11 protein-coding genes and 1 pseudogene are annotated in these 13,715 nt (G+C 43.4%); 11 read left to right on the plus strand and 1 reads right to left on the minus strand.

Annotation, left to right across the window (positions count from 1 at the left end):
* Nucleotides 1–63 precede the first annotated feature (63 nt).
* The 4 genes and pseudogenes from NSQ68_RS08725 to NSQ68_RS08740 form a co-directional block, all read left to right on the plus strand.
* A pseudogene (locus NSQ68_RS08725) lies at nucleotides 64–177 on the plus strand (methyltransferase); the annotation flags it as partial.
* Between the two features lie 352 nt (nucleotides 178–529).
* On the plus strand, nucleotides 530–1,276 hold the full coding sequence (locus tag NSQ68_RS08730) for a DeoR/GlpR family DNA-binding transcription regulator (protein ID WP_029516644.1): 747 nt from the start codon (nucleotides 530–532) through the stop codon (nucleotides 1,274–1,276).
* A gap of 2 nt (nucleotides 1,277–1,278) precedes the next feature.
* The gene (gene pfkB / locus NSQ68_RS08735) at nucleotides 1,279–2,190 is read left to right on the plus strand and encodes a 1-phosphofructokinase (protein ID WP_342428603.1); all 912 of its coding nucleotides are present in this window, start codon (nucleotides 1,279–1,281) and stop codon (nucleotides 2,188–2,190) included.
* A 67-nt stretch (nucleotides 2,191–2,257) separates the two neighbouring features.
* On the plus strand, nucleotides 2,258–4,186 hold the full coding sequence (locus NSQ68_RS08740) for a fructose-specific PTS transporter subunit EIIC (RefSeq protein WP_342428604.1): 1,929 nt from the start codon (nucleotides 2,258–2,260) through the stop codon (nucleotides 4,184–4,186).
* A 151-nt stretch (nucleotides 4,187–4,337) separates the two neighbouring features.
* Here the strand turns inward: NSQ68_RS08740 and NSQ68_RS08745 are convergent, their stop codons facing one another.
* Nucleotides 4,338–5,213, minus strand: coding sequence for a LysR family transcriptional regulator (locus NSQ68_RS08745; RefSeq protein ID WP_342428605.1), 876 nt, complete (start codon nucleotides 5,211–5,213; stop codon nucleotides 4,338–4,340).
* A gap of 111 nt (nucleotides 5,214–5,324) precedes the next feature.
* Between NSQ68_RS08745 and NSQ68_RS08750 the strand changes: the two genes are divergently transcribed.
* From NSQ68_RS08750 to NSQ68_RS08780, 7 genes are all read left to right on the plus strand, one after another.
* Nucleotides 5,325–5,711, plus strand: a complete 387-nt coding sequence (locus NSQ68_RS08750) for a tautomerase family protein (protein WP_342428606.1) — start codon at nucleotides 5,325–5,327, stop codon at nucleotides 5,709–5,711.
* The gene (locus NSQ68_RS08755) at nucleotides 5,708–6,043 is read left to right on the plus strand and encodes a carboxymuconolactone decarboxylase family protein (RefSeq protein WP_061828652.1); all 336 of its coding nucleotides are present in this window, start codon (nucleotides 5,708–5,710) and stop codon (nucleotides 6,041–6,043) included. Before NSQ68_RS08750 ends, NSQ68_RS08755 begins: the two co-directional genes overlap by 4 nt.
* A 246-nt stretch (nucleotides 6,044–6,289) precedes the next feature.
* Nucleotides 6,290–7,147, plus strand: a complete 858-nt coding sequence (locus NSQ68_RS08760) for a PRD domain-containing protein (RefSeq protein ID WP_342428607.1) — start codon at nucleotides 6,290–6,292, stop codon at nucleotides 7,145–7,147.
* Nucleotides 7,148–7,330: 183 nt separating this feature from the next.
* Nucleotides 7,331–9,211 carry a beta-glucoside-specific PTS transporter subunit IIABC gene (locus NSQ68_RS08765; RefSeq protein ID WP_342428608.1) on the plus strand — a complete coding sequence of 627 codons (1,881 nt, stop codon included), beginning with the start codon at nucleotides 7,331–7,333 and terminating at the stop codon, nucleotides 9,209–9,211.
* Between the two features lie 76 nt (nucleotides 9,212–9,287).
* The gene (locus tag NSQ68_RS08770; RefSeq protein ID WP_342428609.1) at nucleotides 9,288–10,697 is read left to right on the plus strand and encodes a glycoside hydrolase family 1 protein; all 1,410 of its coding nucleotides are present in this window, start codon (nucleotides 9,288–9,290) and stop codon (nucleotides 10,695–10,697) included.
* 148 nt (nucleotides 10,698–10,845) lie between these two features.
* Nucleotides 10,846–11,748, plus strand: coding sequence for a LysR family transcriptional regulator (locus tag NSQ68_RS08775; protein ID WP_342428610.1), 903 nt, complete (start codon nucleotides 10,846–10,848; stop codon nucleotides 11,746–11,748).
* A gap of 123 nt (nucleotides 11,749–11,871) precedes the next feature.
* Nucleotides 11,872–13,011, plus strand: coding sequence for a 5-methyltetrahydropteroyltriglutamate--homocysteine S-methyltransferase (locus NSQ68_RS08780; protein WP_061828650.1), 1,140 nt, complete (start codon nucleotides 11,872–11,874; stop codon nucleotides 13,009–13,011).
* Nucleotides 13,012–13,715: the final 704 nt, after the last annotated feature.

The raw sequence follows: 13,715 nt of genomic DNA on the forward strand, positions 1-13,715 counted from the left end.
TTCAATAGTTGCTGCAGTAGCTAGCTGGATATGACCATCGGCTCCATCACGATAATCTTATGAAAATTGTTCGATTTGCTGATACTGACTGAAGAATCAAGAATTACAGCTACAGCTATCCAAACCGTGGGGAGCATGGGGGATGACGGTTTCGTCATTGGAATCGTTAAGGACTGAGCATGAAGCGTCTCGATTAGCCAAACACAGAGGGGAGCGTTCCCGGTGTTTAGCTTTTTTCTGAGTAGAGAAGATGTTAGGAAGATTTGTGTGCTTAATGGTAAAATGGTGCTGATGAAAGCATCAGAACGTTTTTGAACGTTTACTGCTGAATTCCTATGTAACAAGAATGAATTTACATAAAAGTAGATGAATTTTCTTTAAAATGTAAACGCAATCATGTAGATTGGAGCGGGAATTCACCATTTTGTAAAAAAATGAAGTTGGAATGAATTTATTTGAATCTTTTTGAAGAAAAATGATTGTTTTTTATTAGGTTTGTGGTACGATATAAACAGTTGGGGGAATGAAGATGCTGACGGAAGAAAGATACAAGTTAATAATACAGCGCTTACAAGAACGTGGTGTTGTAAAGTTGCAGGAATTGGCTGATCTGTTGGGAGCTTCTGAATCAACAATTCGGCGCGATTTGATAGATCTTGAGGGCCGTCAGTTGCTAAAACGGATTCATGGTGGGGCAACCTTACTGAATCAGAAAAGTCAGGAACCTGGCATGGAAGAAAAAACATTCAAAAACGTTCAACAAAAAAACGCAGTCGCCCGCATGGCAGCCAAAGAAATTTTGGATGGCGAATGTATTTATCTGGATGCGGGAACAACAACGATGGCGATGATTCCTTACATTGAAGCTAAAGACGTGACGGTCGTGACGAATGGTCTATCCCACGTAGAAGCACTGGTAAGTAAAAGAATCAGAAGCTATCTACTGGGAGGGATGATGAAAATTCATACCAAAGCCGTAATTGGCAGTATTGCCTTACAAAATTTGGACAATTTTCGATTCGACAAGTGCTTTCTAGGAACGAACGGGGTGGATATGGAAATGGGGTATACGACTCCTGATCCTGAAGAGGCGCTAATCAAGCGGCGAGCTCATCAGCTGTCCGGCAAAACGTATGTGTTGGCCGATTCCAGCAAAATTGGAGAAGTAACCTTCGCCAAACTGTTCGAGCTCAAGGAAGCTATACTTATTACCGAATCGATGCCAGAACGCTCACGCCGATCCATCGCTCAGAAAACTAAGATAATCGAGGGATAACAATGATATATACAGTAACGCTGAACCCTTCCATTGATTATATCGTGGAAGTTGACGATTTGAAGCTTGGTGATTTGAATCGGATGAAACGTGATTTGAAATTGCCAGGTGGTAAAGGAATTAATGTATCACGTGTACTAAACCAGCTGGGAGCAGATAGCACGGCGATTGGTTTTCTAGGAGGATTCACAGGCAGGTTTATCGACGATACATTGCGGGAAGAATCCATTAAAACTGATTTTGTAATGATCGAAGATGACACACGGATTAACATTAAGCTCAAGCATGGCGATGAAACGGAAATTAACGGTTTGGGACCTGTGATTCGTGGGCAAGAGGCCGATGCGTTGGTGCAAAAGCTGGCGGGACTCCAGAAAAATGACATTGTCGTCTTGTCGGGAAGTATTCCGCCGTCACTTGGAGGAGACTTCTATGATCGGCTGATTAGCGTATGCCAGCAAACTGGGGCTGAATTCGTCATCGACACCACAGGTGAGGCGCTGATGAAGGCACTGGTTCATAAACCGCTGCTCATCAAGCCGAATCACCACGAGTTGGCTGAGTTGTTTGGCGTAACTATTCATTCAAAGGAGGAGATCGTCACTTACGGTCGTAAGCTGCTGGAAGCAGGTGCAAAAAATGTACTGATTTCCATGGCAGGAGAAGGGGCTTTGTTCATTACGGCAGATGAAGTGTATCATGCAAATGTACCAGCAGGAACGGTGAAAAATTCTGTAGGCGCAGGTGATTCAATGATTGCTGGATTCGTGGGTACGCTGGCTCTTCATGGCGATCCGATCGAAGCATTCCGTGCAGGAGTGGCATCCGGAAGCGCAACTGCATTTTCCGATGATCTGGCTACTAGAGAGAAAATTGAACAATTACGGCCGCAAGTCACGATTTCAAAACGGTAATCCGGCTGCATCATGAGCTTATTATGCGTGTATCGACACGCTGACCGAACTTAGGAGAGTGTGAAAAATGAGAATAACAGACCTGATGATTAAAGAAACGATGATCATGGACCTGCAGGCGACGACAAAAGACGAAGCGATTGAGGAGCTCATTGCTAGTCTTGAAGCAAGTGGGCGTATTAATGACCGTGCCTTGTTTAAAGAAATGATTTACAAACGTGAAGCAGAGTCCAGCACTGGAATCGGCGGCGGCATTGCGATGCCGCATGCCAAGACCAAAGCCGTGAATGAAGCGACTGTCGTTTTCGCCAAAAGCAGTAAAGGTGTAGAATTCGAATCGTTGGACGGTGAGCCGGCAAAAGTGTTCTTTATGATTGCGGCTCCAGAGGGAGCAGCAAATACGCATCTTCGCACACTGGCAGCCCTTTCCCGGCTGTTGATTGATACCGATTTTATCGGGAACCTTATGAAAACGCAAACACCGGATGAAGTATCTGTGCTGTTTGATACCAAGCAGGCGGAAGAAGAAGCTGCCAAAAAAGCAAAAGAGGCTGAGAAAGAGGCTGCCAAAGCGCAGCAAACGCCAGACGTTATCGTTGGCAATCCGAATTCTGACGAGTTTGTGGTTGCAGTGACCGCTTGCCCTACAGGTATTGCGCATACGTTTATGGCTGAAGACGCTCTCATTAAGAAAGCGACAGAAATGGGTGTTAACATCCGTGTAGAGACGAATGGCTCGGAAGGCGCACAAAACGTACTGACAGCGGATGAAATTCGTCGTGCCAAAGGAGTAATCGTCGCAGCTGACAAGAAGGTTGAAATGGCCAGATTTGACGGTAAGCCTGTATTACAAAGACCGGTAAGCGACGGTATCCGTAAATCTGAGGAACTGATCCGCAAAGCGCTGAACGGCGATGCCCCAATTTATCGTAGTGAAGGTAATGGCAGCGCTGAAGAGTCGAAAGCGGAGAAGAGCAGCGTAGGCAGCAAAATCTACAAGGATTTAATGAACGGTATTTCTCATATGCTGCCATTCGTTGTAGGCGGGGGGATCTTGCTAGCCATTTCCTTCTTGATTGAACAGGTAGCGGGAGAAGATAATGTATTCTTCCAACTGTTACAAACGATTGGCGGCGGAACAGGTGCGTTCCACTTCCTGATTCCGATACTGGCCGGATTTATCGCGATGAGTATTGGAGACCGCCCGGCACTGATGCCAGGTATGGTTGGGGGTCTGATGGCTGTAAACTCTAATGCAGGTTTCCTTGGCGGTCTGGCAGCAGGTTTCCTGGCTGGTTATGTGGTGATCTTCCTGCGTAAAGCTTTTGCAGGTCTACCGAAAACGCTGGATGGTTTAAAACCAATCTTGTTATACCCGGTATTTGGACTCCTAATTACAGGCGCGATTATGTTTTACCTGTTTGATCCAATTTTCGGTGGTATTAATACGTGGCTTGTCAATGTTCTGAACAATTTAGGAACAGGAAATGCAGTTATTTTGGGTCTGATCCTGGGCGGAATGATGTCGATTGACATGGGTGGACCTTTCAACAAAGCAGCTTACGCATTTTCGATCGGTGTCTTTACTTCCAGTGGTAACACGAACGGAGCTATGATGGCGGCTGTTATGGCGGGCGGCATGGTACCTCCGCTGGCAATCGCATTAGCTTCGACGTTCTTCAAAAATAAGTTTACTGAGCAAGAGCGCAAGTCTGGCTTGACGAACTATGTACTTGGATTGTCCTTCATTACGGAAGGAGCCATTCCATTCGCAGCTGCTGATCCTCTGCGTGTCTTAACCTCTTGTATTGTAGGTTCAGCGATTGCTGGTGGTCTGACGCAGTTCTGGCAAATCAATCTTCCAGCTCCACATGGCGGAATTTTTGTAGCAGCTCTTGCCAATCATGCTTTGCTGTTCTTGCTTGCAGTGGTGATTGGTTCTGTAATTTCCGCGCTCATTCTGGGATTGTGGAAAAAACCGCTTGAAGCGAAATAATGGGTATGACAAGCGTATAAAAATAAAAAGAGGGCCTCATTTCCTTAGGCCATCAAAATAGTAAAGCCGCTAAACATCAGGTTTCTGAGTGTTTGGCGGCTTTTTCTTTATGCAGAGATGATATAACTTATTAGTAGTTCTTGCATAGATGCTATAGCCTGTAAAGCTCCTTAACCACCTGTATAAACAGCTTTCGGGCCGAAGACATATACTGCTGGTGATGGTTGTTTTGTAATAGTCCAATCGAAATATTAGGGTCTGTTAACTGGAGGGGGACGGTGACCAGTTCCTCCGGCAAAGGCATTGACGATAGAACCACTCCAACTGAAGGAATCGTTTTTACGAATGTGGGGATCGACGAGATTTGACTGACAGTATAAAAAAACGGCATCGACGGGAAGTGTGAAAGCTCTTTCTCCAGTCGTATATGGTACAAGCAGTTCTTACCTCCGACGATAAGCGGATACTCGTACAGATCTTCGAGCTGAAGCTCACTTTTTGCCGCGAAGGGATGATTACGGGACACAATAAAGGCGATGTGTTCGTGATATATGGGCTCAAAGTGTAAGGAAGGAATGGAGTGAGGTTCCCCAGAGATTGCAAAATCCAGCTTACCATCCACCAAAGCATGTGCGAGTGCATCCGTGTTTCCAACTGTAAAATGACACGTAATATTCGGTTTATGCTCTCGAAACTGCTGCAGAGCCAAGGGGAGTAAGGTAGCCGCTACTGTTTCAAGCACACCGATATGGAGCGTGCCGATCTCCTCCTTTTTCAGCGACTTCGCCTGGTCCATTACAAAATTCCAATGCTGAATAAGCCCGTCTACCTCCTCGGCATATAGTTTACCTGGGGACGTTAGCTCCGCATCCCATCCCCTTTTAAAAAGCTGAAATCCCAGCTCTTTCTCTAGCCTCTGGATTTGGCTCGTGACTGTAGACTGAGCGTAGTTTAATTTGACAGCAGCTTTTGAAAACGTCCCTTCTTCGATTATAGTACGAAATGTAGTTAATTCTTTCAGATCCACGCTTGTTCATCTCCATCGGTAAAATTGAATATATTTATGATTATTTTCAATTATACAGATGAAAGTAAGGGGAGTACAATCATCTTACCCCAACGGATAGGAGAGATGAACATGCCATTTGTACGAGTTGGCTACATGGAGCAACAATACACAGAGCAAGAGCTGCCTTGGATTAGTCGCTGTATCATGAACGCTTTGATCGAACATTTTCAGGTTCCGGAGAAAGATTACTTTCAGGTTTTTCATGCTCATAAGCAAAGCGAGTTTTATTTCAGTCCAGATTATTTGAATGTATCCAGAACAGACAAGCTACTGTACATCCAAATTACGATGGGATCGGGTAGAAGCACGGAACAAAAAAAGAGATTTTACCAAATATTAGCCGAACTCTTATCTATTGAATGTGAGATTAGACCGGAAGATGTATTTGTGACACTGGTAGAGACTGAATTAGAGGATTGGTCCTTTGGCAACGGACTTGCCCAGATGATTGTATGAAGCATAAATTGATCAGATCGAGTGTTCGGGAAACGATCGGTGATTTTGCTCCCGCTTTTGTAGGTTATACGGAGGATGTCCTTTTTGGAGATGTATGGAGAAGAAGTGAGTTATCTCTAAGGGAACGGAGTCTCATTACAGTTGCCGCTCTGGTAGCGGGTGAGCATATAAATCAACTCCCTTATCATCTGATGCTGGCCAAGGAGAACGAGATTTCGGAGGAAGAACTGGTTGAGGTCATTACACAGCTTGCCTTTTATGTAGGATGGCCCCGGGCAGCCTCAGCCATTCAGGTTGCCAAAGAGGTATTTTGCAAAGAGAAAGAGAGTTAAGCATGAACCTAAAAAACTGCTAAGCACAAGGGATTCTGAGTGTTTGGCGATTCTTTGGCATGATTCTATTGTTATTCTGCATTGAAAGCGGTATAGTAAGAGTAATTGAATGAGGGGTGAAGTGCCCTTCGGGATTGTTACTGGTAAGCAGGCGATACCCAAATAATGACTAATTGATTTAGTCGTTATTTGGTTTTTTTTTGTTATTACAAACTTTGTCATTACATCAATGAGGTGAGCAGATAAATGATCATCCGGCAAATTTTTAACAACAATGTCATCCGAGTCGAAAATCAGGTGGGTCATGAATTTGTTATCATAGGGAATGGTCTAGGTTTTAAAAAGAAAAATGGCCAGAGGGTCGATGAGGACAAAATAGAAAAAACCTTTGTATTAAAGTCTGATAAAATCCCACAAAAATTAATAGATCTTATTGGGGAAACTTCTGTAGAGTATTTAAAGGTGGCGGATGAAATTGTAGGCAGCGCAAAAAAGGAAATGGGAGATATTTTTAGTGACAATATCTATATTTCTCTGATTGACCATATTCAATTTGCCATCTCTCGATACAGAAAATCCGTAGGACTTAAAAATTCACTGTTATGGCAAATTAAAAAGTTTTACAAAAAAGAATTTATGATCGGTATGAATGCATTGGACATCATCCATGCTCAATTTGGCGTCCAAATGGATGAGCATGAAGCAAGCTTTATTGCTATGCATTTTGTAAATGCAAGACAAGACGGTCAGGGAATGAAACAAACGGTTGAGATTACCGAGATTATTGATGACATATTCAACATTGTAACCGATTACTACGAGATTACACTGGATGAAACTTCGTTCAATTATTCCCGGTTTATTACTCATTTGCAGTACTTTGCCCAGCGCTTGCTGAGCAATGAACAAGAACAACTAGCTTCAGGGGATAATTTCTTGTATGACCAAGTCAAAGATAAATACGAGAGGGCTTTTCAATGCACCCAATTAATCAATCAATATTTGGAGTTAAAGCATGAAAGTGCTATGTCGATTGACGAAAAAGTGTATTTGACGATTCATATACAGCGTGTAACCTCCAGAAATGATATAGCTAGTTCTTAGAAAAAAAGCTTGCAAACGATTTCTAAGTGATTTATAGTAGGCTCACAACTTAAATATAAGGATTGTTACTGGTTAAGCAGGCGATACCTAAATGAATGGCAGTGATCATTTTCTTTGATCATACAGGCCTTTCGTTTAGGTATTTTTTTGTTTTCAGGCAATCTGCCCAAGAGGAGAATGAACATGGACCATAAGAAAATGGGCGAAGACATCGTACGTCTCGTTGGAGGAGAAGAAAATATTAATGGGCTTGTCCATTGTGCTACACGACTCCGATTTGACCTGAAGGATTCACGAAAAGCCGAAAGAGAAGCGCTTGAGAAGCACGAGGGAATCATTACAGTTGTTGAAAGCGGAGGACAATTCCAAGTTGTTATTGGCAGCCATGTTGCCTATGTATATGCAGAGATCATGAAAAGCAGGGATTTTGGATCGAACTCCCCTGCGGCCAGTGAATCCAGTGGAAAAAAAACATCGGTCATAACTACAATCTTTGAAGTCATTTCCGGTAGTTTCTCCCCATTGATTCCAGCGATGGCGGGCTCGGGAATGATAAAAGCACTCCTAACGGTTTTGACCTTACTGGGATGGATGTCTGCAACAAGTGATACCTATCTGATCCTGTCTGCTGCTGGGAATGCTGTATTTTACTTTTTGCCGATTTTACTAGGGATTACGCTTGGTATAAAGCTGAAGGCGAATCCTTATGTAGCTGGTGTGATCGGTGCGGCTCTCATGGAACCCAACTTTACGGGGCTGATGGACAAGGGCTCTGATGTATCGTTTTTAGGAATACCGGTGGTCATGATGAACTACTCCGCCAGTGTTTTCCCGATTTTTATATCCATTAGCATCTATGCGTTGGTAGATAAGTTTTTGAAGAAGATCATTCTTAAGGATTTACAATTGTTTTTAGTTCCGATGTTGGCTTTAATGATTATGGTTCCGCTATCTGCGATGGCTTTCGGACCTTTCGGTACAGGGGTAGGAGATTGGATTTCTTCAGGTGTGACATGGTTAATTGGTGTAAGTGGCATTTTGTCAGGGATTGTTCTTGGCGGTTTTATGACCTTTATGGTCGTCTTCGGACTTCACTGGGGTTTTACACCCATCACGATTCAAAATATCGGTGTTGGCGGGGATCCGATTGAGGCGATGGCTGCAGCAGCAGTATTTGCTCAAATTGGGGTAGCATTTGGTATCTTCCTAAAGGCTAGAAAAGATAAAACACTTAGAACTCTTGCCGGTTCTACGAGTATTACAGGATTGCTGGCGGGTGTGACAGAGCCGATTGTGTATGGTCTGGTGCTTCGCTATAAACGTGTCATTCCGATTGTCATTATCGCAGGGGCTATAGGCGGTGCCATCAATGGACATTTTGGGGTAAAAATGACGGCGTATGTGTTTCACAACATTTTTGCGATTCCAGTGTATACGCCAACCTTGGTTTACGTGATTGCCATTGCCTGCTCATTCGCGGCAGCAACCGTACTAACCCTTATTTTTGGGTATGAAAGCAAGGTGAAGGAGGAGACCCCAGAAACAGTTGAATCCGTGAAAACAGCAGAACGAGAGCCTGTTGCTACAGCAACCAAGGCCGCTGATATCAAGAAAGAAACGATATACAGCCCGATCACAGGCACGACCAGACCATTGAGTCAAGTGAATGATTCTGCATTTTCTACAGGGGCCATGGGAAAAGGATTAGCCATTGAACCGTCTGTCGGTGAGGTTGTAGCGCCAATAGATGGAGTCGTAACCTCGCTGTTTCCCACAGGACATGCCATAGGATTGACTTCCAGTGCAGGTACAGAGATATTAATTCATATCGGAATTAACACCGTTGCGCTGAAAGGGAAGCATTTTAATCCAGTGATTAAAGAGGGCGACAGCGTGAAACAGGGCGATTTGTTAATCCAATTTGACAGGGAGCAGATTATTGAAGCAGGATACGAAATCGTAACGCCTGTCATCGTCACACTCACGAAGCATAAAGTGGACGTATTTGAGACAAATCAGGAGCAGATTCAAAAGAATGAAGTATTGTTAACTTTGGTTGTGTAATACTGGCAAGCATCATCATCACATACATGAATTGCGAACATCAGAAGGATATAACTATAACTGGAGGGACTATATCATGAAACATAATCAATTGAAGGCATTTCCTGAAAATTTTTTCTGGGGAGGTTCCACTTCCGCTTATCAAGTAGAGGGTGCATGGGACGAAGATGGAAAAGGACCCTCTGTCATTGACATGGCTAATCACGTCGAAGGAGTCACTGATTTTAAGGTAACCAGTGATCATTACCATATGTTCAAAGAAGACGTAGCTCTGATGGCTGAAATGGGATTTAAAGCATATCGTTTCTCGATTGCTTGGACACGTATTTATCCCCTGGGCGCAGGTGAAGTGAATCAGAAGGGAATCGCGTTTTACAGCTCATTAATTGACGAACTAATTAAATACGGGATTGAACCGATTGTTACTATGTATCATTTTGATCTGCCTTATGCTCTTGAACAACAAGGCGGTTGGTCGAAGAGGGAGACGATTGATGCCTTCGAGCAGTATGCCAAAACATTGTTCGAAAACTTTGGGGACAGGGTTAAATACTGGCTAACCATTAATGAGCAGAACATGCTGATTCTCCATCCCGGTTCTATTGGCACATTGGATACAAGCCTGGAAAATCCGCAAAAGGTACTGTACCAACAAAATCATCATATGTTAGTCGCGCAGGCGAAAGCGATGGTATTGTGCCATGAAATGCTACCTGACGCGAAAATTGGACCAGCGCCGAATATCGGGGTTATCTATCCAGCCAGTTCCAAGCCGGAAGATACACTGGCGGCTGATAACTATGCAGCCATTCGCAACTGGCTCTATCTGGATATGGCTGTATTTGGCCGTTACAATCACATTGCCTGGAGCTATTTGATCGAGAAAGGCTATGAGCCTGTCATTGAAGAAGGAGATATGGACATTTTAGCGAAGGGGAACCCGGACTTTATCGCATTTAATTATTATACCTCTCAAACGGTAGGAGAAAGTTTAGATGACGGAAATGATTTTTCACATACAGGAGATCAGCATGAAATTGTGGGTGAACCCGGAGCGTACCGAGGTTCCGTCAACCCCAACCTGCAAACGACGGAGTTTGGTTGGGAGATTGATCCGGTTGGTTTTAGAACCACATTACGCCAAATTTATTCTCGCTACCACTTGCCTTTAATCGTGACGGAGAACGGCTTGGGCGCTTTTGACAAGCTTGAAGAAGGGGATGTAGTGAAAGATCCTTATCGTATTGACTTTTTCAAGAAACATATCGAGCAAATCCAATTGGCTATTACAGACGGTGTAGACGTATTCGGCTTCTGTCCGTGGTCTGCAATTGATCTTGTTAGTACCCATCAGGGCTCCAGCAAGCGTTACGGATTTATTTATGTGGATCGTGAGGAGTTTGATCTCAAGGATCTGCGTCGTATTCGTAAACAAAGCTTCTATTGGTATCAAAAGCTAATCGCCACAAACGGTGAAACTCGTTAATTTAAGCAGCAGTGCAAAGCACCTCCTTGAAATGGATGTTACCATTTTGAGGGGGTGTTTATTCATGTGAGCAACAACTATCCCTTTTCCAGAAGTGTGGTTATGTATTATATAATAGAAGAAACACAAACGGAAAGGACATCATGCATTGACCTTACAACAATTAAAATATGTCATTGAGGTTGCCAATCGTGGCTCCATGAATGAGGCGGCGAAGCGGTTGTTCATTTCCCAGCCCAGTCTGTCGAACGCGATTCGTGATCTGGAGGAAGAAATTCATATCACCATTTTTGAGCGTACCAATAAAGGGATTTCTTTGTCCAAGGAAGGCGTGGAATTCCTCGGTTATGCACGTCAGGTCGTTGAGCAGGCGGAGCTACTGGAAAGTCGCTATCTGGATGCCAAGCCTTCACCACAGCATTTTGCTGTGTCCACACAGCATTACGCTTTTGCTGTAAATGCATTCGTGAATCTGGTGAATCAATATGGCCAAGAAGAATATGAATTGGCTTTGCGAGAGACCAAAACCCATGAAATCATACAGGATGTCAAAAGCTTGCGCAGTGAGATCGGAATTCTGTATCTGAACGAATTTAACGCCAAGGTCATTAACAAGCTGCTAAAAGATGCAAATCTGCAATTTAACAGCCTGTTTACGGCCAAGCCGCATATTTTTATCAGTGCCAATAATCCACTATCCCGACAGTCTATCGTGACTATTGACCAGCTTTATCCGTATCCGTATCTGTCCTTTGAGCAAGGGGAGTATAATTCCTTTCACTTTTCCGAGGAGATTCTCAGTACGTTATCGCATCCCAAAAGCATTCGCGTCCATGACCGGGCGACCCTTTTTAATCTGCTCATTGGCTTGAACGGCTATACCATTTCTACCGGAGTGATCAGTGCGGATCTGAACGGTAACGACATTATTTCCGTCCCTCTGGAATGTGATGAGTCTATTAATGTGGGATGGATTTGCCATAAAAACGCTGCGCTCTCCAAGCTGGCCACTGTCTATATAGAAGCACTGCATGAGGCGATAGGGGAATAAAAGATTGGGTATAGCCTTAGGCTATAACTAGCTATAGTTTATTGGAGTTACCTTATAACTGAAAATGTATGTTATCTTTCTTACAAGAACTTCACTATAGAAGCGAAAAAGGAGATAACCCTAATGAGCAGCATTCTTGATAATGCATCCCAACGTAAAGTGACCCCTTTTAGACATGATATGGTTGGCAGCTTTTTGCGCCCGCAAGCGATTAAAGACGCCAGAATTCAATTTCAAAATAATGAAATCTCTGCGGACGAGCTGAGAAAGATTGAAGATAACGAAATTATCAAGCTAGTGGAAAAGCAAAAATCCGTAGGACTTCAAGCCGTGACAGACGGTGAATTCAGACGCTCCTGGTGGCATCTTGATTTTATGTGGGGTCTGGATGGCGTGGAAAAGGTACAGCTTTCGAACGGTTACCAATTCCAAGGTGTGGAAACAAGAGCGGAAACCGCACGCTTGTCCGGTAAAATCGGACATTCCCGTCATCCTTTCATTGAAGATTTCAAATTCCTGAAGCAAGCAGCAGGTGAGGATGCCATCGCGCGCCAAACAATCCCGGCACCTGCGCAATTCCTGGCCGAGCTGTTGCGTGGCGAAAATAAAGAAACAACCGATACGTACTACAGCAATCTGGATGAGCTGGTGACGGATATCGCCAAAGCTTACAAATCCGTGATCCAAGCGTTGTACAATGAGGGCTGCCGCAGCTTGCAATTGGACGATTGCACATGGGGTATGCTCTGTGATAAAAACTATTGGGAAGCCAGACAGCATGCGGGTGAGAATGTGGAAGATACCAAAAAGCTGTTTGCCCGAGTGAATCAGGAAACGGTGAAGGATCTTCCAGCCGATTTGGTCGTTACAACCCACGTATGCCGTGGTAACTACCATTCCACCTGGGCATCTTCTGGCGGCTATGAGCCTGTAGCCGAAACCCTGTTCGGCATCGACAACATCGACGGATACTACCTCGAATTCGATACCGACCGTGCAGGTGATTTCACACCGCTTAAGCATCTGAAAGATCAAAAGCAGGTCGTACTGGGCCTCGTTTCCTCCAAAACAGGTGAACTGGAAGACAAGCAGACGGTCATTAACCGTATTAAGGAAGCGACTCAATTCGTCGACATCAACCATATCTGCCTCAGCCCACAATGCGGCTTCGCTTCCACAGAAGAGGGCAATATTCTGACAGAAGAGCAGCAGTGGAAAAAGCTCGCTTTCATTAAAGAGATTGCGGACGAGATTTGGAAGTAAGGGTCTAGGGGAATTGAATTGAAGAGTTTCAAAACACGCCATTTGTGGGCGTGTTTTTTTGTTATAAAACCTACCTATAGCACTTTTAAAGTGATGCACTATTCACCAGTATTCCAAACGTCTTATTGGACGTTCACTGATTATCACAAGAATTGAAAAGGGGGTTTATGACAATGCCGAACCTATGTGAATGAATGTTTAACAAGTATATAATTATATTCAACGTATGAAATTTTTGAATGAAGAGAGATAGAATTTGCAAGGATAATATTAATTTTTTACTAATCTTATTTTAAAGGAGGCATACAAATATGGTTTTCGTTATTATCTCAATAGTATCTTTCCTGCTACTATTTTTTCTGATTTATAGAATTTTTAAATATAAGATAAGGAAATATAACCGTGAAAATTTTGGGTTATCATTGGTTATGCTTCTTATTCTACTAGGAAGAATATATACCAATACAGAAGAATTTAATTTAAAACCCTTGTTAATAGGGTATACATTCTTGTCCTCTGTTTTATTATTAATTTTTTTATTTGGTATGATTCGTAAGAAAAACAGTAAACAATGAACGGAAGACCGTTTTACTGGTCGTCGTTGGATTTTTATCATGGAAAATCAAATAAAGGAAAACATCGAGGCATCCATGCCCAGTGACCAGGTCGGTCAAATATGCCGGCCTTTTTTCATAAACAAGGTT

It is taken from the genome of Paenibacillus sp. FSL L8-0158 (assembly GCF_038592965.1).
In the GTDB taxonomy this organism is placed as follows: Bacteria; Bacillota; Bacilli; order Paenibacillales; family Paenibacillaceae; genus Paenibacillus; species Paenibacillus polymyxa_D.

Excerpts from the sequence above, each read along its gene's own strand:
- NSQ68_RS08730 (WP_029516644.1), top strand. The coding sequence starts at position 530 with ATGCTGACGGAAGAAAGATACAAGTTAATAATACAGCGCTTACAAGAA.
- pfkB (WP_342428603.1), top strand. The coding sequence starts at position 1,279 with ATGATATATACAGTAACGCTGAACCCTTCCATTGATTATATCGTGGAA.
- NSQ68_RS08740 (WP_342428604.1), top strand. The coding sequence starts at position 2,258 with ATGAGAATAACAGACCTGATGATTAAAGAAACGATGATCATGGACCTG.
- NSQ68_RS08750 (WP_342428606.1), top strand. The coding sequence starts at position 5,325 with ATGCCATTTGTACGAGTTGGCTACATGGAGCAACAATACACAGAGCAA.
- NSQ68_RS08755 (WP_061828652.1), top strand. The coding sequence starts at position 5,708 with ATGAAGCATAAATTGATCAGATCGAGTGTTCGGGAAACGATCGGTGAT.
- NSQ68_RS08760 (WP_342428607.1), top strand. The coding sequence starts at position 6,290 with ATGATCATCCGGCAAATTTTTAACAACAATGTCATCCGAGTCGAAAAT.
- NSQ68_RS08765 (WP_342428608.1), top strand. The coding sequence starts at position 7,331 with ATGGACCATAAGAAAATGGGCGAAGACATCGTACGTCTCGTTGGAGGA.
- NSQ68_RS08770 (WP_342428609.1), top strand. The coding sequence starts at position 9,288 with ATGAAACATAATCAATTGAAGGCATTTCCTGAAAATTTTTTCTGGGGA.
- NSQ68_RS08780 (WP_061828650.1), top strand. The coding sequence starts at position 11,872 with ATGAGCAGCATTCTTGATAATGCATCCCAACGTAAAGTGACCCCTTTT.